Genomic DNA, 23,153 nt, shown 5'->3' with positions numbered 1-23,153 from the left:
TTTACATTTGGATTTGTTTTTTCTGTCACTACAGGCATTTTAGAAAACCTCCCGGGCTAATATCTTTTTTGGAACTTGTTCCGAATTAAGATGGCTATTGAGTTCATCGCGAATAACACAATTAGTAATATCACAATTGTTGCAGCTGCCAGGTTTGCATATTCTGCTACTAGTGCAGAGTCGATGGTCCAATAATAAATCTGTACCGGCAGGATCGTAAATTTATCAAAGATTCCATCAGGAACGGGAATTAACAAAGCTGGTATTCCGATAACAACCAATGGCGCTGTTTCGCCTATTGCCCGCGATAGTGCAAGAATAACCCCCGTAAGGATTCCAGGTAATGCTGCAGGAAGTACTACATTTTTAATCGTTTGCCACTTTGTCGCTCCCATTCCGTAAGATGCCTCTCTTAGAAATTGGGGAACAGCACGGATTGCTTCCTGGCTGGCAACTACTACAACAGGAAGAACCAGCAGTGCCATCGTTAGTCCTCCTGCGAGAACTACAGAACCCAGATCTAATGTTCTTGCAAAAACAGTTAATCCAAGGATTCCAAAAACAACTGACGGAACGCCCGCCAGGTTGGAGATGTTCGTTTTAATAACTGAAGAAACACGGCCCTTGGCTGCATATTCTTCGAGGTAAATTGCTGTGCCTACTCCAAGAATCATCGTTACTGGAGCAACTACAAGCATCAGCCAAAATGTTCCTGTTATGGCTCCCCAGATTCCAGCCCTTTTAGGATCTGTTGATAAGCGATTCATCAGAAAATCCATGTTGATCCAGCTTAAACCATCAGCGAGGACCCGGTAGATTAATACAATTAATACAACCATGCCGAATAAAGTGGCCAAAAAGAATAGTGTTTTAGCCATGTTATTGGCAAGCAGGCGGCTGCCCATTTTTTTATGCACTTGTTCTGTATCTACATATTTCATTAATATTCCTCCCTGAACCTGCGAGAGATATACTGAGCAAGAAGGTTCATTATTAACGTAAACACAAACAATGTCATTGCAACAGCGTAAAGGCTATAGTATAAGGTTGTTCCTGCGGCTGCTTCCCCGCCTGTTACTTCCACAATATAAGCAGTCATAGTCTGCATGGATTGTGTAACATCAAAAGTAAAATTTTTTGAACTTCCGCTCGCAATAGTGACGATCATCGTTTCCCCGATTGCTCTGGAAATTCCTAACACAAACGAAGCAATGATACCCGAAATGGCTGCTGGTACAACCACTTTCCAGGTTACCTCAAGCTTTGTTGCCCCCAGTGCAAGAGCACCCTCCCTCATCGCATTTGGGACAGAACTCATTGCATCTTCAGAAAGGGAAGCTACCATTGGGATAATCATGATTCCCATTACAATCCCGGGGCTTAATATATTTGTTGGTTCAAGACCAGGAATAAAAGATCTTAGTAAAGGTGTTACAAAGGTAAAAGCAAAAAATCCATAAACAATGGTAGGAATACCTGCCAGGATTTCAAGAAGAGGCTTTAAGGCCTTTCGTGTTCTTTCTGATGCGTATTCACTTAAAAATATGGCTGTCATCAGTCCCACTGGAATAGCAACCAGCATAGCTATTGAAGTCGAAATAATTGTTCCCGTCAGCAAGGGCAGAACACCAAAGACAGCATTTTCTCCTAAAGGCTTTAACTCCGTGCCTGTAAAGAAATCTATAAAAGGAACGTCTTTAAAAAAGGCGATTGTTTCCGTAATTAAGGTTAGTATAATTCCAATAGTAGTAAAAACAGAAATTGCAGCTATTCCAAATAAAATTTTCGGTATTAATTTTTCTGTGTAATTATTGACACTTCGAGTTTTTTTCTTTTGCTGAATGATTTCTCGTACATTCAGCTTTTTTTTATCGTATTCAACAGCACTTTTAGCCAAGTGTAAAACCCCTTTCAGCACTCTCATCCAAAGAGAACTCTTTACATGCACATCATAAGAAGATGAGAAGGCAAACTTCTCATCTTCCCATGGCAAAAGTTATTCTTATTTCAATCCGTTCAAAGCATCCAGAGAAGCCTGGACATCTTCATCTGATAATGGTGCGAATCCTGTTTCTGCTGCAATATCCTGTGCATTTTTCATTGTATAGATAGCATAGTCCAGTACCTGCGGCTTTTCTTTCGCCATATTAGTATTCAGGTATGTGAACACAGGGCGAGTAAATGGAGCATAATCTCCGTCTTCCTTGATTGTATCTAATGATGGCTCAACAGGTCCGCTGCCAAAGTCAACTTTTACTGCAGACAATTTGTCTTTGTTGCTGTCATAGTAACCATAGCCAAAGAATCCGATAGCATTTTTATCTTTAGATACAAGATCCACTAAAGTTGAGTAATCCTGCTGCAAGTTGATATTTTCAGGAAGATCCTGTTCTTCGAGAATATTTTCAAACATAAATTCGTAAGTGCCGTGGTTTTCATTTGGACCATATGTCTGAATTTCTTCATCCGGGAAATCAGGGCGAACATCTGACCATTTTTTCTTTCCTGCACTTGCAAGGAAGATATCAACAACTTCCTGCTGTGTAAGCTCTTTAGCCCAGTCATTTTCTTTGTTAATTACGATTGTAATACCGTCTAAAGCAACCTTCATTTCCTGTACATCAATTCCAAGCTCTTCTGCTTGTGCCTTTTCTTCATCTTTAATTGATCGGGAAGCATCATTAAAGTCAGTTCCGTCTTCGGCAAGGAATTTCTTAAAGCCGGCTGATGTTCCGGAGCGGCTTACTTCTACAGAGACATTTTCCTGTTCACCCATATAATTTTCAGCCATGCGTGCCATGAATGGATAAACTGTTCCAGAACCGTCTATAACGACGCTGCCCTCCAGCTCTTCACTGTTATCTCCATTGGCGCTGGTGCCTTCTTCGCCTCCGCATGCTGCAGTGAATGCCATTACGGCTGATAGCATTAGTAATAGGCTCATTTTTTTAAGACGTTTCATTCCTGAATTCCCCCTAAGAAATTTGGTTGTTTTGTCCTACGCATTTAGAATAAGGGTTGACTGTTAACCCGGTTTTAACTAATTGTAAAGCTTTTGTAAATGTCAGCAATTCTTGTGTAAATATGTCGAATTAGAGGTACAACGTTAAATTTAGATATCAAAGATACTAAGACAAAAAAACTGTCTCCCGATTAAATAGGGAGACAGTTCATCAAGCTTATTCATTTTCTTCATTTTCTTTGCGGGCATCTTCCTGCCCTTCAATTACTTCATCAATATTTTCCACTTTTTGAACAGACTCTTTGCTGTCGCTGCCTTTCTTATGACGCTCCTTTTTAAGCTCAAAGTAGGCATCCAGGACACGTTCACCAATTTTTTTATTCGCTCCGTGATCCACGCTTCCCTGATAAGCCCATGGAACTAAAACAGCCATGGCAATCTCGGGATTCTCTGATGGTGCATAGCCAACAAGACTGAGATTCATGACCTCTGGAGGCTCTTTTCCGAACTTGCTGCGCTCAGGTCCATCGTAAAAGGCCTCTGCTGTACCTGTCTTGCCCGCTGGTTTATACTCTTTGCCCCCAAAATAGGAATAACCTGTACCGCCTTTTTCCTGCATGACTCTGCGGAAGCCTTCCTGGACACGGTCCATCCAGCCATCTTCCAGTTCTACTCTATTTAGAACCTTTGGCTCCATTTCCTGAACAATAGGGCCAAGTTCATTATTTTCCATTAATGGTTCCCGGATTTCCTTTACCATATGAGGTTCCATCCTATTGCCGCCATTGGCAATGACAGAAACATATTGGGCAAGCTGCATGTTGGAATAGGTATCGTACTGTCCAATCGAAAGGTCAAGCATGAAACCAGGCAATGTACTCATTCCTTTAAAGCCTGTTTGCTCATTTGGCAAATCAATTCCCGTCCGAACACCAAGACCGAATTGGGCGAAGGATTCCCTTACCGTACTAAAAGCCTTTTTATCTATCCATAATGGCTTCTCAAATTCATATTTGCCCCCGCCTATCCTGATGACAGTTTCAAACATGTAAACGTTGGAGGAGAATTTAAGTGCATTAATATCATTTAAAGGGCCGAAATTTCTCCAGGATTTTTTTACAGGTGTTCCTTTAATTTTTAAAGGACGATCATAAAAAACAGTTCCGGGATTAATAGCCCCCGTTTTATAGCCGGTAAGTATTGTAGCACCCTTAACAGCTGAGCCGACATTATAAGTAGTTGTAATGTTGCCTAATGCATCATCCTGCATTTCAGATTGGCCTGTATCTTTATCCTTCACAATCTTTTTGCCGGCCATCGAAAGAACCTCTCCGGTATGCGGATCCATCAGCACTACATAAGCCCTGTCCAATAATGCAGTTCCAGAAGATGCCTTGGCTTTACGTAATTCCTCTTCAATGATTTTCTCAACTTCCTTCTGAAGATCCATATCAATGCTCAGCACAAGGTCCTTGCCTCTTTGACCATCTGTAATGGGAATAGTTTCAAGTACATTCCCGGCTTTGTCCGTAATATTTTTCACTTTTGCTTTTTGGCCGTGAAGCACTTCTTCGTACTGCATCTCGATATAACTCTTCCCTACACGGTCATTACGGCTATAGTCACGTGCCATGTAGTATTCAATCTGTTCAGCCGGAAGACCTTCATCAGAGCTTGTTACTTTTCCTAGGACTGATTTTAAAGTATCTCCAAAGGCATAATATCTTTCCCAGTCGGTTGTTGTATCAACACCTGGTAAAACCTGCAGATTTTCACTGACAACTGCAAATTCCTCAGGTGTTACTTTTTTGTTCTTAACAATCTGCGGTGTTAAAGCATATCCGCTTGTAAATTCTCTGTATATAGCAAGGACTTCAAGATCGTCTTTTGTCAATTCACTTAATTCCTCTTCTGTAATCCGATCCAAAGTGAGCTGATAAATGGCCTTATCCAGCTCCTTGTCCTTACCCTCATACTTCTTTTCAAGTTCATCTTTATCTTTTTTAGTAACCTTTTTTTCTGCCTTTTCAGGATTCTTCATGATCCAGTAATCTTTCTTATCCCGTTCCTGGACCTTTTTGGTATCTTTGTCTATCAGCTTGGCCAGCCTTTCTGACACCTCAAGCATTTCATCTTGCTTATAGCCATTATTAGTAAAAGTGATGGCATTTTGCGGGGTATTATCGACAATCACCTGTCCATTTCTGTCAAACATCTTACCTCTTGGCACAGGGCTGTTGACTGTAACATCTTCCGTTCTTTCAATCTCACGCTTATAATCATCGCCATAAACAATCTGAACCATCCCAAGCCGGAGGATCAGCATAGAAAATAATAAAAACACAGCAAAGAAGAGCATATTCAGACGAAATGGAACATGGGTCTTCTTTTTCTTCCTATTCAAATTACGCACACTTCCTTTAAAAAGTCTCATAGTCCCATTCTAAAAGAAAATAACAATAAATTCTATAAAGAACCCTTTTTCGACAAAGATAATTTTATTGGTAAAAAAAAGAGAGAGGATTTCCTCTCTCATGCAGACTGAAATTGAATTTTTCTGACGAAAAAATAAATGATGGAATGCCCGGCTCCTATTATCAGGAGAAGAATAGGGATGCTTTTTTCTTCCTGAAAAAAAGTGACCGCAGCTAAAAAACCTAAAATCGATACTATACGGCCTGCATTTAAAAAGATTTCCCTGACGACAATATACTCAATCCTCATCTCCGCAGCCTTCCAGCCTCTGCCAATGACATCATAGGTTAATGAGATATAAGGCACCAGGAGGAGAGGATAAGCTACAGCAATCGCAGCAGCATACATCAGCAGCTTAGGATAGGTGACATCAGAAACGATAAAAAATATGGCCGCATACAGTACCAATCCGCCGATCAGTATGGCTCTTTTCCGATACTCCTTTTTTAATAGTCTTGACACAAGGTAATACCCTAAAAAAGATATACTTGAGTTGACCAAACCGTATGTACCAAGAGCCAGTTCACTGCCAGTTGAAATAAATACATAAACTGATATGACAAAAATAAAGGTTCCTTCTCTGAGCCCCTGAAAAAAGTGGGCATTGGTAATCATGCGCCAATTCAGGCTGTTTTTTCGTTCTGCAAGGATTCTTCTAAATAAATACCTTCCATCGGCAGGCCGCCTTTTAAGAAAAAAGCTTAAAAAAACTGCTATTGAAAAAAGAGTCAGGGAGATTCCGAAAATAACGGAATAACCGGTGAACTTTTCCATCCTTGAAATAATGAAACCCGCTGCTATTGGTCCAATCATACCCCCAACGGATGTTAGTATTCCAAGGAAGCCATTAAAGAAATCCCGATTCTCCGGCTCAGTTATTTCAAAAGTGAGTACATTGAAAGCAAGCCAGTAGAACCCGTACCCTACCCCCAGCAGAGCCCCAAGAAGCAATAAGAAATTCGAGGCGTTTGTTCCTATAAACAGTACGGTCAGATAAAAAAGGGCTAAAAAAATCACACCGATTCTCAGTACAATGACACGATCAATCTTCTTCGCCCATCTCCCCGCCAGAATAAAAGTCAAAGGCTGCAGAACAACGATGGCCAGGTTATACAAAGCCAGATCACTGAACTCACCAGACTGCTTCCAGAGATAGATATTAACAAACGTGTTTGAAAGGGCAGCACTTAATGAATAGAGCCCGCCAATAAATAATAGCAATGTTAAATCTTTTGTTAAATCGACATCACCGATCAGTTTTTTAAATTTGCTCATAAAAAAACTCCCCTTTGGTTCTAAGGGTAGTCTCCTACAAAGCCAGTGCGGTTATGCAATGATTTAGAAATTTGCACAAGAACCGCCGTAAATTCAATGTGAAAAAGAAAAACACGGCAGATATAATCTGCCGTGCTCTGTTTGTTTTATTATTTTGCAGCGCTGTAACGCTTAGTTACCTCATCCCAGTTAACAACATTCCAGAAAGAATTGATGTATTCAGGACGGCGGTTTTGGTACTTTAAGTAGTAAGCATGCTCCCAAACGTCAAGGCCAAGGATTGGAGTCTTGCCTTCCATTAATGGTGAATCCTGATTAGGTGTGCTTGTTACTTCAAGTTCACCATTGTTTACTACAAGCCATGCCCAGCCTGAACCAAAGCGAGTTGTAGCTGCCTTAGCGAACTCTTCTTTAAAGCTGTCATAGCTTCCGAATTTGCTGCTAATGGCATCTGCTAATTCACCTGTTGGCTCTCCTCCGCCATTTGGAGAAATGATCTGCCAGAAAAGAGAATGGTTTGCATGACCGCCGCCGTTGTTGCGTACAGCAGTACGGGCAGCTTCAGGAACAGCATCCAGGTTGGATACCACTTCTTCAACAGTTTTAGAAAGAAGCTCTTCGTTTCCTTCTAAAGCATTGTTAAGGTTTGTTACATAAGTATTGTGATGCTTTGTATGGTGGATATTCATCGTTTCTTTGTCGATGTTTGGCTCCAATGCATCGTAAGCGTAAGGTAATTGCGGTAATTCGAATGCCATAATAAAATTCCTCCCTATGTATCTGTTTTTGTCAGCCCCTGAAACAATTCAATCATTTATAAAATTCAGATTTTATAATGTTTCTAAGGTCTTTAGATTAAGATTACCAAAGTTGGATTTTTGTTTCAAACAAAATGCTTTGCTACATATATACATTATCCAAATTAGGTTTTTTTAATCCGCAGGAGCTTGCTTATTTATAGAACCACAAAAAGAAAATAAATAATCATAACTCCCTGGATTACCGCTTTGGCTGCTGCACTGCTGACAAATCCGATTACAGATCCAAATCCAATTTTTAATGCATCATTAAAGTTTGTCCTGTTAACTGCTAGTTCAGCAATAACCGCTCCGAGAAATGGGCCAATCAGGATTCCCAGTACAGGTATGACAAATGGGCCAGCTAAAAGGCCAATTGTACTTCCCCATACACCAGCTTTAGAACCGCCATATTTTTTCACGCCAATCATATTGGCTACGTAGTCAGCTCCAAACAGAAGAAGAACAAACAGCCCCTGAATCGTCCAAAATAGCCAATTAAACGGTTCAAAAGAAAAAAGAATTCCATAAAGGATAAAACCGCCCAGCAAAAACAGCACACTTGGTATAATTGGAAAAACCAGACCCGCAAAAGCGATAATAAACAACAGAATAATCAGTGACCAATAAACTATCTCCAATATCAGCACCTCTTTATTAAAGTAAAATAAGCAAGGGATTATCCCTTGCTTATTTTACCACTTATTCTTCCCCTAAAACAGCTTCAGCAATATTCACAGCGTGATCACCGATACGCTCCAGGTTGCTGACAATGTCAACATACACAATGCCGGCCTGTCCAGTGCAGACTCCTTCATTCAATCGAAGGATGTGCTGTTTGCGGAGCTTTCTTTCCATCTTGTCAATCTCTTCTTCTTTCTTTACAACATGTTCTGCAGCAATTTTATCATTATGATCCAGTGCCTGCATGGCTTCTTTCACGGTGGAAATGGTTAATTTGAACATTTGCTCCAGATCGGCCATGGCTGAATCAGTAATGGACACTTTATTTGCCTGTTTATAATCAATAAGCTCTATTACATTTTCGAAATGGTCACCGATACGCTCAATATCTCTTACCGTATCCATCAGCATTGTGTGCTCAGCAGATTCATTTGCAGAAAGTGAACTTGTAGAGAGCTTAATTAAATAATCTGTAATTTTACGGTCAAGGTTATTAATTGCATCTTCTAGCTGGTATGCAGTATCGGAATGTTTTTGATTGCCTGTTTTTAAATACTGAACCGTTTCTTCAAGTCCGCGTACAGAGAATGTTCCCATACGGAGCACTTCTTCCTTAGCTTGTCCAAGTGCAATCGATGGGGACTGTTCAATAAACATAGGATCCAAATGCTTTGCTTTATAATCTGTAACCGCATCTTCACCCGGAATGAGCTTTGTCACAATCCACGCCAGGACAGCTACAAATGGAAGCTGAATAAGAGTATTAGATGTATTAAAAATTCCATGTGCAAAAGCAATTGTCATTTCAGGATTCAGATCCATTTTACCCTGAAGTGTTTCAACTAAGAATGTAAAAGGCTTTAATAAAATCAGGAAAATGGTTGTACCAACTAAGTTAAACAGTACGTGTACAGCGGCAGCTCTTCTTGCAGCAACGGACGCTCCAATAGCAGCTAAAACAGCTGTAATGGTTGTACCAATATTATCTCCAAACAGAACCGGCAGTGCAGCATCCAAATTGATCAGTTCTTCAGAAAATAAGCCCTGAAGAATACCGATTGTTGCACTCGAGCTCTGAACGATTACGGTAAATACTGTTCCTACAACAACACCCAGAACTGGATTTGAACTCATGCTGACCGTCAAGTCATGGAAGGATTCCAATGTACGAAGAGGCTTCATTCCTCCGCTCATTAATTCCAGCCCATAGAATAATGCACCAAAGCCAAAAACAATTTGCCCGATATTGTGGATTTTCTGTTTTTTAAAGAAAAATAATAGGATTGAGCCTAAGGCAATGATCGGCAGAGCATACTCCCCGATATCAATACCAATGATGAATGCAGTTACTGTGGTTCCTATATTAGCCCCCATAATAACACCTATCGCCTGGCGCAAAGTCATGAACCCGGCGGATACTAAACCAACTGTTATTACAGTTGTTGCAGAGCTGCTTTGTATAAGGATGGTGACAAGTACACCCGCCAATACCCCCATTAGCGGATTTGTCGTAAAACGATCTAATAAATCTCTCAGCCGGTCACCAGCTGATTTTTGGAGCCCGTCACCCATAAATTTGATTCCATAAAGGAAGATTCCAAGTCCTCCCAAAAATTCAAAAAGCATTTGCTGAACATTAAGTTCCACAATTTTCAACCCCTATAATTTATTCGACATGATTCATCAAACCCCATACAATTATTAATGATATTCAAGCAAAAAGTAAATATAATAAGAGCCGAATTTACAATACCTTAACATTCCCCTCTAATATTACAATCTCATTACAAGCAGAAAAAGCTATTGCTTTTATACCAATGGAGTGTATCACTTGTAACATCTTGGTATTTGGCTAAAATAAGAATGTGAATCTCAAAAAGGGTGTGTGCAAATGAATATTTTTGTTCAGTTTTATAAAAGCTTATTTTCTCCTAAAGATATAGCTTTATTTCGTCAACAGGGAATAGGCAAGACTATTTTGTATGTGTTTTTCCTTACCCTTCTGTCAGTTTTGCCAACCGTATATTATTCCGGGACAGGAATCATTAATGGAATAAATGCCATTGATGAAACAATTGACAATCAATTACCCCATTTTGAAATAATAGATGGACAGCTTCACACAGATGAAAAGGCACCAGTCACCATCAGCAAGAACGACTTTACAATCATTGTTGATTCAACAGGTGCAGTTGACCCTTCAGTTCTAACCGAAAGCGGCAATACGATTGCTTTATTAACAAATGAAATCTATATACGTGCAGAAGGACAGGAACAGACATATCCCTACTCGATGCTGTCGGGCGGCACAATTTCCAAAAGGGATCTTTCCGAGTTTCTTGCTTCTGCAGAATCCCTTATGCCGATTATTATTCCCTTAATAGGGATTGTCATTTATATTTTTGCAGCGGGCATTCGATTTATTGAGATATCCCTGCTAGCACTGGCAGGCCTTCTAATTAAAAAAATTCTTGCCAAAAAATTGGAATACCGGCAGTTATGGCGTATGTCCGCCTACAGCATTACTTTGCCGACCATTTTCTTTGCTATTATGTCAGCCCTGCAAACCACCGTGCAAAACGGGGCTATTATTAACTGGCTTGTTTCCCTTATTATTCTTCTGCTGGCCATTAAGGAAGTTCCTGCTCATAACCCCAAATAAAACGTGCACCCAGCACGTTTTTTATTTGGGTTTTAAAAAAATAAATCTCTTGTGTCTGCAGAATAATAAAATGAGTGGTCTAAGCACAATAGGACAAGCATAGATATTGGGTAAACATGCTATTTGCAGGAGGTTTGTCCAATATGAAGAAACTTGCGGGAGTATTGCTTTCAGTCCTTGTAATTTACGTAGTCTTTTATGACCTGAATCATGGTACACTCCCATCTGGGCAAAACCCGTCTATGGAGGCCAGCACAATTCCATCTGCAGAAACAGACGCAGGCTTTTTTGAGAAAAAGGTCAATCCGGGAGAGACAGTTCTTTCCATAATTGAACTAAACCTTGATGGGCCAATTCCGGTTGGCATAAACCAGGTTGTATCAGACTTCTCTGAATTGAACAATGGAATGCAGCCAGAAGAAATAAAATCCGGCGAAACCTATAAATTCCCAAAATATAGTCAAGACAACTAATCATCATTCTTGTCAACATCAGCGGTTCATTGATACAATAGAGTGGACCTTCTCTAACAGCGTACTATTCAGCTGTTATATGAATAGATAAAAAGGAGCGAATCTCCATTGAGTGAAATTATACATCGCACGAAAACAAGGCCTGTCAAAGTTGGCCCTTTAACAATTGGCGGAAGCAATGAGCTGTTCATCCAGAGCATGACCACAACAAAAACACATGATGTTGAAGCAACTGTAGCCGAAATAAAAAGGCTGGAAGAAGCAGGCTGTCAGATCGTACGTGTTGCTTGCCCTGATGAAAGAGCTGCAAATGCCATAGCAGATATAAAAAGACAAATTAACATACCGCTTGTTGTTGATATCCACTTCGATTACAAGCTGGCTCTTAAGGCTATCGAGGGCGGAGCAGATAAAATCCGCATTAATCCCGGAAATATCGGCAAACGAGAAAAAGTGGAAGCCGTCGTCAAGGCTGCCAAAGCAAAAGGAATACCTATCCGGATTGGCGTTAATGCAGGTTCTCTAGAGAAAAGGATCCTCGAGAAATACGGATATCCTACAGCAGATGGCATGGTTGAAAGCGCCCTTCATCATATCAAAATCCTAGAAGACCTTGATTTCCATGACATTATCGTCTCTATGAAGGCTTCCGATGTGAACTTGGCCATTGAAGCATATGAGAAAGCTTCACAAGCTTTTGACTACCCTCTTCATTTAGGTATAACAGAATCAGGCACACTTTTTGCCGGTACTGTGAAAAGCGCCGCCGGACTCGGGGCAATCTTAAGCAAAGGCATTGGAAATACATTAAGAATTTCATTGAGTGCAGACCCGGTTGAAGAAGTCAAGGTTGCCCGGGAACTTCTTAAAGTGTTTGGCTTATCCTCCAATGCTGCCACACTGATCTCCTGTCCAACTTGCGGACGGATTGAGATTGATTTAATCAGCATTGCTAATGAAGTGGAAGAATATATTCAAAAAATTAAAGCGCCCATTAAGGTTGCTGTATTGGGCTGTGCGGTTAACGGACCTGGTGAAGCCAGGGAAGCTGATATCGGCATTGCCGGTGCCCGCGGAGAAGGCCTTCTGTTCCGCAAAGGCCAGATTGTAAGGAAGGTTCCGGAAGAAACGATGGTCGAGGAACTAAAGATCGAAATCGACAAAATCGCTGAAGAATATTTTGCAAAACAGGAAGAAGAAAAAGCACAGGCAGAAAGCCTGCAGCCATAGAAAGAACACATTAAATTAAACAGAAAAGCCTGGCACCAAATTAAATTTGGAAACCAGGCTTTTTTTTTCTAAAAAAACGGAAGTATAAACATACCGACAATAATGGAAATGGCTCCTATGGCAATCGCCCAGCCTCCAAGGCTTTCTGAACCCCTTCTTCTTGCGATAAAACCAAGGACAATTCCTGTTGCTCCAAAAAGAACCGGCAGCACAAACAAAGATAAAATGGAAAGTGCCAGGGCTGCATAACCGACTCCTCTGCCGGCTGCAGCGGTTTCATTCTCATCATCCCTGTCCAATGATCTATTGTAGACACCTGGTGCTGCTATTTCTGCAGAGGTCTCCTCAGAATAATTGGCCTGAACTGCTTCTTTTTCGATTTCCTCATCCCGATCAAGCGACCTGTCATAGACACCCGGCGCCGCTATTTCTGCAGCAGCTTCTTCTGAATAATCTGCTGCATCTGCTTCACCAATTCGCTCACTGTATCGGAGGTCATACTCTTCATTGGTGCGATCTCGGTCTGCCATCATGATCCCTCTCTTTCTTTGCTGTGTTCCTAAAAAAATATTGCTTAATGGAGCATTTATAGTGTTTGCGATAAAAGGCTTTTTTAAGATGTTAATGTTTAACTGTCAAACATGAACTGCAACACTCTTTTGCAAGGCCATGACTTTTGTTAAGATAAGGGATATATGCATTAAAGGAGATTATTATAATGAAGAAGCGCTTTGGCATCGATATAGACGGAACGGTTACCAGCCCTGAAGCAATGGTTCCATATTTAAATGAAGCATTTAATTTGAGTATTACTTTAAATGATATTAAGCAATATGATTTAACACCTTTAGTAACGATCTCAGAAGAACAATTTGCACAGTGGTTTTATGAAAATGAGCCCATTATCTACAAAGAATCCCCCCTGGCGAAGGGCGCAAAAGAAGTTTTGACCAAATGGAAACGGGAGCATGAATTGTATTTTATAAGTGCCAGGGGCTCTCACCTGCAGCAAGTAACAGAAGAATGGTTTTTAGAGAACACATTGGAGTTTGATCATATCGAACTGATCGGAAACCATGATAAAATTGAAGCTGCCAAAAAGTATGAGGTGGATATCTTTTTGGAAGACAAGCATGATAATGCGGTCATGATCCATGAGGCTTGCGGAATTCCTGTCATTTTATTCGATACGCCCTATAATCAGGATCCCCTTCCCAATGGCGTCATTAGAGTCCGAAACTGGAAGGAAGCCAATGCATGGGCAGAAGATTGGCTTCAGCAAAAAAGAAGCATGGAAAAATAGCTCCATGCTTCTTTTTTTGTTCCAGTATTAAAAACACTCCGGGCATTTCCCATATATTTCAAACTTATGTCCTGAAACATCATATCCCTTTAGATTTTCCTGCACCTGTTTCATAGGACAGACTTCAATTTCTTTCGTCTTTCCGCAATCCAGGCATATAAAATGATGATGATGATGATCATGAGAGCACGTAAAGCGGAAGTGTTTTTCGCCTGACAGCTCTGTCATTTCAAAAATACCCAGTTCAACGAATAACGATAAATTTCTGTAAATGGTATCAAAACTTAGTCCAGGGTAATTATCTTTCATTTTCTCGAGAACATCTTTAGCCGTTATATATTTATCACTGTCAGCAAACAGCTGAAGCATCTCTTCCCTTTTCCCCGTATGCTTATAGCCTTTATCCTTTAAAAGCTGCATGGCTTCATCAACATTCATTCTTTCCACCTCTTTTTTGCTCTTAAATCATCCGGGATAGAAATTCAATCACATTTATGCCGGCCTCATGCCCGCAAGTTTTTTCAGCAATATTGTTACAATCAGTATTAATACCGCAATCATGACGATTGTTCCGCCCGGCGCCAAATCAATATAGTAGGAAATTGTCAATCCGCCCAGAACTGATACTTCACCAAAAAGCATGGACAGGAAAATGGTCTGCTTGAATCCTTTTGCAATTCTGATGCTCGCAGCAACCGGCAATGTCATAAGGGAGGAAACTAATAAAATACCCACTATTCTCATGGAAGCAGCTATTACCAGGGCCACCATCACAATAAAAATGAAGTGGACACTTTTAGCAGCTATTCCGGATGCCTTGGCATGCTCTTCATCAAATGACAGCAAAAACAGTTCTTTATAGAGCAGGACCACAAGTGCAATGACAAGCACGCTGATAATCAAAATAGTCCATAAATCAAGCCGGCTTACTGCACTGACGCTGCCAAACAGATAACTGAATAAATCTGTATTGAATCCATCAGCCAGTGAAATGAATATGACTCCAAGCCCAATGCCGCCAGATAATATAATGGGAATAGCCAGTTCCTGATAGTGCTTATAAACAGCTCTCAGCTTTTCAATAAACAGCGACCCGGCTACTGAAAAAGCCATCCCCATATACAAAGGATTCAAACCGCTCAGTCCGATAAATTTCTTTTCGAGCAGCAGGCTTGCAGCGATCCCTGCAAGTGTGACATGACTTAAAGCATCAGCAATTAAAGATAGCCTTCTCACAACAATAAACACACCAAGAAGAGGCGCAATGATCCCGATGATCATTCCAGTTAAAAAAGCATTTTGTAAAAATTCATATTGAAGGATTCCCGAAATCATCTGCCTGCTCCTTTATCGTGATGGTGGTGATGGTGATCATGGTTATGTGTCAGGACATGTACATCATGTCCGTAGATTTCCGACATTTCATTTATATTCAAGCTTTCGAATTCTGCTGTATTTCCATGGAAATGCAAATTTTTATTCAGGCAAGCCACATGAGTGACTTTATCAGAAATTGTCCCAATATCATGCGTAACAAGCAATAAAGTAATGCCCAGCTCCTTATTTAAATCATCCAGCATTTCATAAAAGGACTGAACATTTTTCACATCCACACCTACTGTAGGTTCATCCAATATTAATAATTTAGGGTCGCTTACCAATGCACGGGCGATGAAGACCCGCTGCTGCTGCCCGCCTGAAAGCTCGCCAATATTACGTCCTGCATACTCATGCATGCCAACAGATTCAATTGCATGCATAACTTTTGCCTGATCGGCCTTGCCCATAAATTTAAAAAGCCCCAGCTTCTTTGTAAGGCCGCTTGAAACGACTTCAAAGACTGTTGCCGGGAATCCTGTATTAAATGAATTTGCCTTTTGAGAAACAAATCCAATATTCTGCCAATCCTTAAATCGGCTGATTTCCTGGCCGAACAGTTTGACGCTCCCCTTCTGCACTTTAAGCAAATTTAGAATAAGCTTTAAAAGGGTTGATTTACCTGACCCATTAGGACCTACAATTCCGAGAAAATCTCCTGAATTAATGGTCAGATTGATATCCTCAAGAACATTCTCTTTCTCATATCTATAAGAAACATGAGTTATTTCAATTATTGGCTGTGCCATTTTTATCACCTTACATATTAAGAATCATTACGATTTACTAACACAGTATACAGGAACCTCAATTTAAAGTAAAGGTACATGCTTTTTTATAGTAAATCTTAAAACTTATTGTCACTATTCACATTCTTCACTCATAAAGTACTGAGGAGGAGTGATGAAAATGAAAATATTCGAAAACATCATTAATCATAAATTAAGCAATATAACAGCAGATGAATTATTAAAATATGGAGAGCAGTTCAACATCCAGATTACAAAAGCACAGGCCCAGAAAATTGCAGATCATTTGAGAGGCAAGCAGGTAAACATCTTTGATGACCGTGAAAGGACAAAAATCATAAAGGAAATTGCCAGGATTGCCGGCCCGGAAACTGCAAGGGAAGTAAACAGGCTATTTTTGCAATTTACAAAATAGAACTTCACTAATGATACTTAACTCAAGCAAAAAAGCTGTGCAGTCCAGGCACAGCTTTTTACTATGTTTATACAGCCGTAATAGCTTCTAATAAGCTTTCATTGAATTCCTGGCTGCGAAGCATTTCAATTTCATGTTTATAAGGGGCTTTTTTATTATTTTTATCTTCGCCAACATAAGGAGTCTCCAGAATTTTAGGGATATCCTTTAATTGAGGATGATGTACAATGTAATTTAATGCGCTGAAGCCGATGTGGCCGAAGCCGATATTTGCATGGCGGTCTTTACGCATTCCGCGCTCATTCTTGCTGTCATTAATATGGAGAACTTTCAGGCGGTCAAGTCCAACAACCTTATCGAATTCTTCCAATACCCCGTCGAAATCATTCACAATGTCATATCCTGCATCATGTGTATGGCAAGTATCAAAGCATACAGATAAGTGGTTGTTATAATTGACTCCCTCAATAATCATAGCCAGCTCTTCAAAGGATCTCCCGCATTCCGACCCTTTTCCGGCCATGGTCTCAAGTGCGATCTGCACATTTTCTTCGCCGTTTAAGACTTCATTTAAGCCTTCTACGATCTTTTTGATGCCGGCCTCTGATCCTGCTCCAACATGGGCACCGGGATGGAGAACGATCTGCTTAGCTCCAATCGCTTCGGTGCGGTCAATTTCAGAGCGAAGAAAATTAACGCCTAATTCAAATGTTGAAGGGTTTGAAGTATTCCCGATATTGATTATATATGGAGCATGTACAACAATATCAGCAATCCCGTTCTCTGCCATATGCTTCAGTCCGGCTTCAATGTTCAAATCTTCGATTTTTTTTCTTCTTGTGTTTTGCGGAGCTCCTGTATAGATCATAAATGTATTGGAGCCATATGAAACAGCTTCTTCACTTGCTGCTAAAAGCATTTTTTTCCCGCTCATGGAAACATGTGATCCAATTTTCAGCATGACAATACCTCTCCCTTTGATTCTTTATTTACGCTTGATTCTTCTTTCGCGTTTTTTTATTTTGTCCATTTCCCATTTCATTTTCTTTTTGTAGCCCGGTTTTACTTTTTTCGGTTTTTTCACCAATGAAGCGGCTTTTTTATCAATGTCATCTGTTTGTTTCTGTCTTGTTTTCCGCTTGTTGCGATTATCCAGATCTGTCCATTCACCTTTTTGCAGATCTTTGTGCCTGAATTCGATCCCCATTTTTTCAAGCCTGTTTAATGCATCCTCATCGGAAATCTCATACACTGTTACAGCAATTCCTGAGAAACCTGCACGCGCTGTACGCCCAACCCGATGTATATAAAAATCAAGATCAGTTGGAAGCTCATAGTTAATTACATGGCTGATTCCCTGTATATCAATGCCCCGGGCAGCCAGGTCTGTAGCCACAATGTATTGAAACTCAAGGTCGAGAATCTGCTTCATCATTTTCTTTCTTTCACGCGGGTTAAGGTCCCCGTGGATACGTCCGACTTTCAGGCCTTTGCTGATTAATCCATCTGCCACTTCATCTGCCTTTTTCTTGGTGTTGGTGAAAACAATGGCCAAGTATGGATTTAAGGAAGTCAGTGCCTGGTAGACCAGCTCCACTTTATTGCGGTGTTTGGATGGCAGAAGCCAGTGCTCAATATTGGCTGCTGTGGCCTGCTTAGGCTCCACGTGAACATATTTAGGATTTTCCATGTATTTTTTTAGGAAAGGCTTCAGCTTCTCTGGAATGGTAGCTGAGAAAACCAGCATCTGGAGCTTCTCCGGCATCCTTGCTGCAATCTGATCAACATCTTCAATGAACCCCATATCAAGCATTAAATCTGCTTCATCCACAATAAGGATTTCGGCAGTATGCACAAACAATGCCTGTTCTTTGACAAGGTCATTGATTCTACCTGGTGTGCCTACAACCACATGAGGCTGTTTTTTAAGCTTTTCAATGGTTCTTTGCTTGTCCGTACCGCCAATATAGCAGCGTGCTGTTATTTCTTCTCCCTCCGGGCAATGCTCTGTAACCTTAAGAATTTCATGATATATCTGATTGGCAAGCTCTCTGGTTGGAGCTGTAATAATAGCCTGAACCTCCTGGCGGGAAGGATCAACTTTTTGAAGAATAGGAAGCACATATGAGTGCGTTTTTCCTGTACCTGTCTGTGATTGTCCTATTGCACTTTCACCCTTCAGCACGGCAGGGATCATTCTTTCCTGAATTTCTGTCGGCTCAAAAAAGCCAAAATCTTTAACCGCTTCTATAATAAATGGCTTAAAATTAAATCGGTCGAATTTCGTTTCGTTCATATAAAAACTCCTCAATTATCCAGATTCGCCTGGGTTCAGGCTGCACCGAAACATAAATTAGTGAGTAAGATCTACTAGTATCAACTGCAACTTGCTGGTTCCGAGCTTTTCTTACATCCTGTTATTATAATAAAGTTTCCTGTAAATAACCACTCAAACAGGCATTTATATTTTTATGATGAGCTTTTTAGGTGATTTTAATAAATAAAATCGGTTTCTTCTGTATAATGCCTAAACCAAAATGGGATAAACGCATACTTTATAATATGAATTTTAATTTAAGAATCAGAAATATGCAGTGAAAGGAGGCAAATGAATATGATGCCAGGATCAAGACCCCCTATGCGCGGAGGGATGCATCCCCATCCTTTTATGACCCCGATGCAGGGCAGACCTCCCATGGGGCCAATGATGGGCGGTCCTATGATGGGCGGTCCTCCGGGAATGAAACGAGGAGGAGGCGGATTGCTCTCCAAAATATTAGGAAAAGGAAATGCCCAGCCTGGAACAGGAATGGGCGCTGCAAGAGCTGCAGGGGGCTCACAAGCAGGCGGAGGCATCCTTCAGGCAATAAGCAACCCATCTTCCATAAACGGCTTTTTAACCAACACTCAAAAGGTCTTAAATACAGCACAGCAGTTCGGGCCCATGGTTCAGCAGTATGGACCGCTGGTCAGGAACCTTCCTGCCATGTGGAAGCTTTATAGAGGCATAAAGGATGCACCTGAAGCTGATGAGACAGCCTCAGAAGCTAAAGCGGAATCTCCTCAGGCAAATACAGAAAAAAAGAAACAGAATTCAAGGCCAAAAAACATCAAAAAGGAACAGGATATGGAACAGCCCGCTGCCAGGCGATCATCAGCAGAAGGCATTTCTAAACCAAAATTATATATTTAAAGAAAAGGATGCCGGGGCATTCTTTTTTCTTTTTCCGTAAGAAAAATTACACTTTTGTATTATCGGTTTATCTCTTATATAATAGAGGTGCAATATGGAGTTTTTCCGTTTAGATACAGGACTCAGTTCAATTCATATATAAGCTTTTAATTAGGGAGGATATACCGATGAACGTCATAAAAATCTCTCCTCGGGGGTATTGTTACGGTGTGGTGGATGCAATGGTTATTGCAAGGAACGCTGCACTTGATCCATCTTTGCCGAGACCCATCTATATTTTGGGCATGATCGTCCATAACAAACATGTGACAGACGCTTTTGAAGAGGAAGGCATTGTTACACTTGATGGAAAAGACCGCAAAGAAATCCTGGAAAAAGTCGACAAAGGCACTGTCATTTTCACAGCACACGGCATATCACCTGAAGTGCGGGAAGCAGCGAAACAAAAAGGCCTTGTGACACTTGATGCAACATGCCCTGATGTAACAAGGACACATGATCTTATCAGGGAAAAGGAAAAGGAAGGCTTTCAAATCATTTACATTGGCAAAAAAGGCCACCCGGAACCTGAAGGTGCAGTTGGAGTGGCTCCTCATGCAGTTCATTTAGTACAGACTGTTGAGGATGTAAATGAACTTAACATACAGGCTGATAAAATACTGGTGACAAATCAGACTACAATGAGCCAGTGGGATGTTGTCCATGTAATGGATCAGATAAAGGAAAAATACCCTCACGCAGAGTTCCACAAAGAAATCTGCATGGCTACCCAGGTCCGCCAGGAAGCAGTTGCAGAACAAGCCGGCCAGGCCGATGTATTGATCGTTGTAGGTGACCCTAAGAGCAATAACTCCAATCGTCTTGCACAAGTATCAGAAGAAATTGCGGGGACAAAAGCCTACCGTATTGCTGATATTACTGAACTGGATGTAAATTGGATTAAAGATGCTACAACTGTTGCCGTTACATCAGGAGCCTCAACCCCGACACCGATTACAAAGGAAGTTATTACTTTCCTTGAACAATATGATCCGGCTGATGAGTCCACATGGTCACGCGAGAAGAAAGTGGCGTTAAATAAAATACTTCCGAAAGTAAAGAAGCCAGCAAAGTTATAAGAAAAACGGAAGTGCATATAAAGAGAACCGGTCCCTGAGGGAAGCCGGTTCTTTTGATTTTCAGACAAATTTAAAGGGATCTGTATGAACTTCAGATGGAAAAATGGATACGTTATACCCTTTTTCTGTACACATCTGAGCTAATTTTTGGGTGACTCCTTTTTTCATTACCTTTTCCACATTATGGCCGGGATCAACAATATTCAGGCCCGTCATCATAGCGTCATGTGCCACATGATAATACATGTCTCCCGTCACATATACATCAGCACCCTTCATCTTTGCTGACATAAAGTACTTGTTTCCATCTCCCCCAAGAACAGCAACTTTTTTCACTTTTGAAGAAAGGTCGCCCACTACACGAACTCTCTCCACTTCAAGTGTTTGTTTTACATGCTCCGCAAATTCCCCCAGAGTCATCTCGCCAATTACTCCAATTTTACCCAGTCCCAGAACTTCACCTTTGTTTTCAAGCTTATAAATATCATAGGCAACTTCTTCATAAGGATGGTTTTTGAACATCGCAGAAAGCACTTTCTTTTCTATATGTTCAGGAAAAATGGTTTCAATGCAGACTTCCCTAACTGCCGCAAGCTCACCTTGCTGGCCAATATGAGGATTTGCATCACTTCCAGGCTTAAACATCCCTGTCCCTGAAGACGTAAAAGAGCAATGACTGTAATTGCCGATTGAACCAGCCCCTGCGTTTCCAAGAGCCTGTCTTAAAGACTCAGCATTTTCTTCAGGCACAAACACAGCGAGCTTTTTCAATACAGTTTCATATGTAGGATATAAGACTTCCGTATTGGAAAGCTTCAGTGCATCAGCCAGCATATCATTAACCCCGCCTTTGGCGATATCCAAATTTGTATGTGCTGCATACACAGCTATATCATGTTTGATAAGCTTTTCAATAATTCTTCCTGATGGAGTATCAGTGGGAATTTTTTGCAAAGGTCTATAGATTAAGGGGTGGTGAGCTATGATCAACTGAACATTCCTTGCAATCGCCTCATCAACTACATCTTCCAGAACATCCAGAGCAACCATGACATTTTCAACTGGAGTGTTAAGCCTGCCTACCTGGAGGCCAATTTTGTCTCCTTCCATCGCATACCCTTTAGGGGAAAACTGTTCAAATAGTTGGATAATCTCATGTCCATTTATTTTTTTCACTGCATCAATACCTCCTCTGCCATTTTAATTTTCCGCTTTAACTCCTGTTTTCTCTTCTCTGTTTCACTGGAATATGCTGCTTTTTCAAGCTGCAAAAGGATTCTCTCCCAATTCTTCTTTTCACCAAGCCACTTGTTTTGAAATACGGCTGATTTTTGCTCCATAAGAAAAGGTCCCATCAGTAAACCTTGTTCTTTATTCTTGTAGGGTTTTAATGGCTCTCCTTTTTCAGCAGCAAGGACTTCATAAATCTTTCCGTCTTCTTCAAGGATTTGTTCGGCTATTAGCTCCCAGCCATTATCAATCAGCCAGCTTCTAATCGAGATGGCACTTAAATTCGGCTGGAGGATCAGCCTCTCTACAGAAGCAAGCTTACTCTTCCCCTCTTCAAGAATGCTCGCAATCAAAGCTCCTCCCATGCCTGCAATGGTTATGCAGTCAACTTCATTTGGGCTAATCACTTCAAGCCCGTTTCCTTTTCTTACGGAGATCTGATTTTCGAGTCCTTCCATTTTCACCTGTTTTTTTGCGGATTGATAGGGACCCTCCACCACTTCACCAGCAACAGCAAAAGGGACAATCCCTTTCTTTACTGCATAGCATGGCAAATATGCATGGTCTGAGCCTATATCAGCTACTCGTGCACCTGAGGGGATATAATTTGTTACAGCTTCAAGCCTATTTGATAATTTTTCAGTATTCATTCTGTCACCACTTATTTATGTATTGTAAAAAGCGCATAGCGCCTGCTCTTCTTGAGCAAAAGCTAAAAAAGCTATCGTCAATTTACGATAGCCTTTCTTATAGTATAAAAAAAGTCCTTTACATATGCAAAGGACTTTCATTATAGATATTACTTAAGGCCTGCTAACCATTCAGCCATTTCGGCAGCTTTGTCTTGAGGCACTAATCCTGGAGGCATTGAGCCTTTACCGTTTACTACGATATCTGCGATCTCATCCTGTGATAAACGATCGCCTACACCTGTTAGAGCAGGACCAACTCCACCTTGATACTGGTCACCGTGACATCCGATACAGCTCTTCTGGTAAATTTCTTCAGGGTTCGCAGCAGCAGTTTCTTCAGTTTCAGCACCGCCGCCTTCCTGTTCTTTTGCAAGCTCTTCCATATCGCCAAGACCTTTAAAAGAAACTAGGAACATTGCTACCACACCAAAAACCATAATTAACACAAATGGAATTATTGGATTGCGATTCATGATTTAACCTCCCTTATGTAAGCACATTCAGTTTAAGTAAGTATA

The 23,153-nt window shown here is 40.8% G+C and carries 24 protein-coding genes; 7 read left to right on the top strand and 17 right to left on the bottom strand.

What is annotated here, in order from left to right; translation table 11 throughout:
• Nucleotides 1-56 precede the first annotated feature (56 nt).
• From pstA to CHI10_RS18575, 8 genes are all read right to left on the bottom strand, one after another.
• Nucleotides 57-941: a phosphate ABC transporter permease PstA gene (gene pstA, locus CHI10_RS18610; RefSeq protein WP_095245684.1), complete on the bottom strand. Its 885-nt coding sequence runs from the start codon at nucleotides 939-941 to the stop codon at nucleotides 57-59.
• Complete coding sequence (pstC, locus tag CHI10_RS18605) at nucleotides 941-1,924, bottom strand: phosphate ABC transporter permease subunit PstC (RefSeq protein ID WP_483294960.1); 984 nt, start codon at nucleotides 1,922-1,924, stop codon at nucleotides 941-943. The genes pstA and pstC overlap by 1 nt, the downstream gene beginning before the upstream one ends.
• A gap of 78 nt (nucleotides 1,925-2,002) precedes the next feature.
• Complete coding sequence (locus tag CHI10_RS18600) at nucleotides 2,003-2,962, bottom strand: PstS family phosphate ABC transporter substrate-binding protein (protein WP_076258032.1); 960 nt, start codon at nucleotides 2,960-2,962, stop codon at nucleotides 2,003-2,005.
• Nucleotides 2,963-3,179: 217 nt separating this feature from the next.
• Nucleotides 3,180-5,366 carry a peptidoglycan D,D-transpeptidase FtsI family protein gene (locus tag CHI10_RS18595; RefSeq protein ID WP_095245682.1) on the bottom strand — a complete coding sequence of 729 codons (2,187 nt, stop codon included), beginning with the start codon at nucleotides 5,364-5,366 and terminating at the stop codon, nucleotides 3,180-3,182.
• A gap of 128 nt (nucleotides 5,367-5,494) precedes the next feature.
• Nucleotides 5,495-6,712, bottom strand: coding sequence for an MFS transporter (locus tag CHI10_RS18590; RefSeq protein ID WP_095245681.1), 1,218 nt, complete (start codon nucleotides 6,710-6,712; stop codon nucleotides 5,495-5,497).
• A gap of 149 nt (nucleotides 6,713-6,861) precedes the next feature.
• Entirely contained in the window at nucleotides 6,862-7,470 is a 609-nt protein-coding gene (locus CHI10_RS18585; RefSeq protein WP_095245680.1) for a superoxide dismutase, read from the bottom strand.
• A 197-nt stretch (nucleotides 7,471-7,667) separates the two neighbouring features.
• A complete protein-coding gene (locus CHI10_RS18580; protein WP_095245679.1) occupies nucleotides 7,668-8,150 on the bottom strand; it encodes a DUF456 domain-containing protein in 483 nt (160 codons plus the stop codon).
• Nucleotides 8,151-8,211: 61 nt separating this feature from the next.
• A complete protein-coding gene (locus tag CHI10_RS18575; protein ID WP_483294963.1) occupies nucleotides 8,212-9,819 on the bottom strand; it encodes a Na/Pi cotransporter family protein in 1,608 nt (535 codons plus the stop codon).
• A gap of 265 nt (nucleotides 9,820-10,084) precedes the next feature.
• Between CHI10_RS18575 and CHI10_RS18570 the strand changes: the two genes are divergently transcribed.
• From CHI10_RS18570 to ispG, 3 genes are all read left to right on the top strand, one after another.
• The gene (locus tag CHI10_RS18570; protein ID WP_095245678.1) at nucleotides 10,085-10,855 is read left to right on the top strand and encodes a DUF1189 domain-containing protein; all 771 of its coding nucleotides are present in this window, start codon (nucleotides 10,085-10,087) and stop codon (nucleotides 10,853-10,855) included.
• 143 nt (nucleotides 10,856-10,998) lie between these two features.
• Nucleotides 10,999-11,328, top strand: a complete 330-nt coding sequence (locus tag CHI10_RS18565; protein ID WP_095245677.1) for a hypothetical protein — start codon at nucleotides 10,999-11,001, stop codon at nucleotides 11,326-11,328.
• A 117-nt stretch (nucleotides 11,329-11,445) separates the two neighbouring features.
• Nucleotides 11,446-12,558 carry a flavodoxin-dependent (E)-4-hydroxy-3-methylbut-2-enyl-diphosphate synthase gene (gene ispG / locus CHI10_RS18560; protein WP_179289082.1) on the top strand — a complete coding sequence of 371 codons (1,113 nt, stop codon included), beginning with the start codon at nucleotides 11,446-11,448 and terminating at the stop codon, nucleotides 12,556-12,558.
• A gap of 68 nt (nucleotides 12,559-12,626) precedes the next feature.
• On the opposite strand, the gene CHI10_RS18555 is transcribed toward ispG, so the two are convergent.
• Nucleotides 12,627-13,091 (bottom strand): DUF4190 domain-containing protein, encoded by a 465-nt coding sequence (locus tag CHI10_RS18555; RefSeq protein WP_095245675.1) that lies wholly within the window; start codon nucleotides 13,089-13,091, stop codon nucleotides 12,627-12,629.
• Between the two features lie 185 nt (nucleotides 13,092-13,276).
• Here CHI10_RS18555 and CHI10_RS18550 point away from each other — a divergent pair, with 185 nt between their 5' ends.
• The gene (locus CHI10_RS18550; RefSeq protein ID WP_095245674.1) at nucleotides 13,277-13,861 is read left to right on the top strand and encodes a hypothetical protein; all 585 of its coding nucleotides are present in this window, start codon (nucleotides 13,277-13,279) and stop codon (nucleotides 13,859-13,861) included.
• Between the two features lie 27 nt (nucleotides 13,862-13,888).
• Here CHI10_RS18550 and zur read toward each other — a convergent pair whose 3' ends face one another.
• From zur to CHI10_RS18535, 3 genes are read right to left on the bottom strand one after another with little or no spacing between them, the layout of a single operon-like run.
• Nucleotides 13,889-14,299 carry a zinc uptake transcriptional repressor Zur gene (zur, locus tag CHI10_RS18545; protein WP_035332694.1) on the bottom strand — a complete coding sequence of 137 codons (411 nt, stop codon included), beginning with the start codon at nucleotides 14,297-14,299 and terminating at the stop codon, nucleotides 13,889-13,891.
• A 54-nt stretch (nucleotides 14,300-14,353) separates the two neighbouring features.
• On the bottom strand, nucleotides 14,354-15,196 hold the full coding sequence (locus CHI10_RS18540; RefSeq protein WP_095245673.1) for a metal ABC transporter permease: 843 nt from the start codon (nucleotides 15,194-15,196) through the stop codon (nucleotides 14,354-14,356).
• Nucleotides 15,193-15,987 (bottom strand): metal ABC transporter ATP-binding protein, encoded by a 795-nt coding sequence (locus CHI10_RS18535; RefSeq protein WP_095245672.1) that lies wholly within the window; start codon nucleotides 15,985-15,987, stop codon nucleotides 15,193-15,195. The genes CHI10_RS18540 and CHI10_RS18535 overlap by 4 nt, the downstream gene beginning before the upstream one ends.
• 160 nt (nucleotides 15,988-16,147) lie before the next feature.
• Here CHI10_RS18535 and CHI10_RS18530 point away from each other — a divergent pair, with 160 nt between their 5' ends.
• Entirely contained in the window at nucleotides 16,148-16,402 is a 255-nt protein-coding gene (locus CHI10_RS18530; protein ID WP_035332728.1) for a DUF2624 domain-containing protein, read from the top strand.
• A gap of 67 nt (nucleotides 16,403-16,469) precedes the next feature.
• Here CHI10_RS18530 and CHI10_RS18525 read toward each other — a convergent pair whose 3' ends face one another.
• Entirely contained in the window at nucleotides 16,470-17,363 is an 894-nt protein-coding gene (locus tag CHI10_RS18525; RefSeq protein WP_095245671.1) for a deoxyribonuclease IV, read from the bottom strand.
• Nucleotides 17,364-17,387: 24 nt separating this feature from the next.
• Nucleotides 17,388-18,698: a DEAD/DEAH box helicase gene (locus CHI10_RS18520; RefSeq protein WP_095245670.1), complete on the bottom strand. Its 1,311-nt coding sequence runs from the start codon at nucleotides 18,696-18,698 to the stop codon at nucleotides 17,388-17,390.
• 318 nt (nucleotides 18,699-19,016) lie between these two features.
• Between CHI10_RS18520 and vrrA the strand changes: the two genes are divergently transcribed.
• Nucleotides 19,017-19,595 (top strand): VrrA/YqfQ family protein, encoded by a 579-nt coding sequence (vrrA, locus tag CHI10_RS18515; RefSeq protein WP_095245669.1) that lies wholly within the window; start codon nucleotides 19,017-19,019, stop codon nucleotides 19,593-19,595.
• A 167-nt stretch (nucleotides 19,596-19,762) separates the two neighbouring features.
• Entirely contained in the window at nucleotides 19,763-20,713 is a 951-nt protein-coding gene (locus CHI10_RS18510; protein ID WP_095245668.1) for a 4-hydroxy-3-methylbut-2-enyl diphosphate reductase, read from the top strand.
• Between the two features lie 60 nt (nucleotides 20,714-20,773).
• Here CHI10_RS18510 and CHI10_RS18505 read toward each other — a convergent pair whose 3' ends face one another.
• The 3 genes from CHI10_RS18505 to cccA all read right to left on the bottom strand — a co-directional run bounded on the left by CHI10_RS18505 (nucleotide 20,774) and on the right by cccA (nucleotide 23,108).
• On the bottom strand, nucleotides 20,774-21,889 hold the full coding sequence (locus CHI10_RS18505; protein WP_095245667.1) for a Nif3-like dinuclear metal center hexameric protein: 1,116 nt from the start codon (nucleotides 21,887-21,889) through the stop codon (nucleotides 20,774-20,776).
• Nucleotides 21,886-22,593, bottom strand: coding sequence for a tRNA (adenine(22)-N(1))-methyltransferase (locus CHI10_RS18500; protein WP_095245666.1), 708 nt, complete (start codon nucleotides 22,591-22,593; stop codon nucleotides 21,886-21,888). Before CHI10_RS18500 ends, CHI10_RS18505 begins: the two co-directional genes overlap by 4 nt.
• 149 nt (nucleotides 22,594-22,742) lie before the next feature.
• The gene (cccA, locus tag CHI10_RS18495) at nucleotides 22,743-23,108 is read right to left on the bottom strand and encodes a cytochrome c550 (RefSeq protein WP_095245665.1); all 366 of its coding nucleotides are present in this window, start codon (nucleotides 23,106-23,108) and stop codon (nucleotides 22,743-22,745) included.
• Between the last annotated feature and the right edge of the window lie 45 nt (nucleotides 23,109-23,153).

It is taken from the genome of Bacillus sp. 7894-2 (assembly GCF_002272225.1).
Lineage (GTDB): Bacteria > Bacillota > Bacilli > Bacillales > Cytobacillaceae > Cytobacillus.
Note: the sequence above shows the minus strand (reverse complement) of the source record. Positions and strands in the feature narration are given on the sequence as shown.

Coding starts and splice junctions, on each gene's coding strand:
- CHI10_RS18550 (WP_095245674.1), top strand. CDS start 13,277: ATGAAGAAGCGCTTTGGCATCGATATAGACGGAACGGTTACCAGCCCT.
- CHI10_RS18510 (WP_095245668.1), top strand. CDS start 19,763: ATGAACGTCATAAAAATCTCTCCTCGGGGGTATTGTTACGGTGTGGTG.
- CHI10_RS18570 (WP_095245678.1), top strand. CDS start 10,085: ATGAATATTTTTGTTCAGTTTTATAAAAGCTTATTTTCTCCTAAAGAT.
- cccA (WP_095245665.1), bottom strand. CDS start 23,108: ATGAATCGCAATCCAATAATTCCATTTGTGTTAATTATGGTTTTTGGT.
- vrrA (WP_095245669.1), top strand. CDS start 19,017: ATGATGCCAGGATCAAGACCCCCTATGCGCGGAGGGATGCATCCCCAT.
- pstA (WP_095245684.1), bottom strand. CDS start 941: ATGAAATATGTAGATACAGAACAAGTGCATAAAAAAATGGGCAGCCGC.
- CHI10_RS18530 (WP_035332728.1), top strand. CDS start 16,148: ATGAAAATATTCGAAAACATCATTAATCATAAATTAAGCAATATAACA.
- CHI10_RS18585 (WP_095245680.1), bottom strand. CDS start 7,470: ATGGCATTCGAATTACCGCAATTACCTTACGCTTACGATGCATTGGAG.
- pstC (WP_483294960.1), bottom strand. CDS start 1,924: ATGAGAGTGCTGAAAGGGGTTTTACACTTGGCTAAAAGTGCTGTTGAA.
- CHI10_RS18575 (WP_483294963.1), bottom strand. CDS start 9,819: ATGCTTTTTGAATTTTTGGGAGGACTTGGAATCTTCCTTTATGGAATC.
- CHI10_RS18525 (WP_095245671.1), bottom strand. CDS start 17,363: ATGCTGAAAATTGGATCACATGTTTCCATGAGCGGGAAAAAAATGCTT.
- CHI10_RS18555 (WP_095245675.1), bottom strand. CDS start 13,091: ATGATGGCAGACCGAGATCGCACCAATGAAGAGTATGACCTCCGATAC.
- CHI10_RS18540 (WP_095245673.1), bottom strand. CDS start 15,196: ATGATTTCGGGAATCCTTCAATATGAATTTTTACAAAATGCTTTTTTA.
- zur (WP_035332694.1), bottom strand. CDS start 14,299: ATGAATGTTGATGAAGCCATGCAGCTTTTAAAGGATAAAGGCTATAAG.
- CHI10_RS18520 (WP_095245670.1), bottom strand. CDS start 18,698: ATGAACGAAACGAAATTCGACCGATTTAATTTTAAGCCATTTATTATA.
- CHI10_RS18600 (WP_076258032.1), bottom strand. CDS start 2,962: ATGAAACGTCTTAAAAAAATGAGCCTATTACTAATGCTATCAGCCGTA.
- CHI10_RS18565 (WP_095245677.1), top strand. CDS start 10,999: ATGAAGAAACTTGCGGGAGTATTGCTTTCAGTCCTTGTAATTTACGTA.
- CHI10_RS18500 (WP_095245666.1), bottom strand. CDS start 22,593: ATGAATACTGAAAAATTATCAAATAGGCTTGAAGCTGTAACAAATTAT.
- CHI10_RS18535 (WP_095245672.1), bottom strand. CDS start 15,987: ATGGCACAGCCAATAATTGAAATAACTCATGTTTCTTATAGATATGAG.
- CHI10_RS18590 (WP_095245681.1), bottom strand. CDS start 6,712: ATGAGCAAATTTAAAAAACTGATCGGTGATGTCGATTTAACAAAAGAT.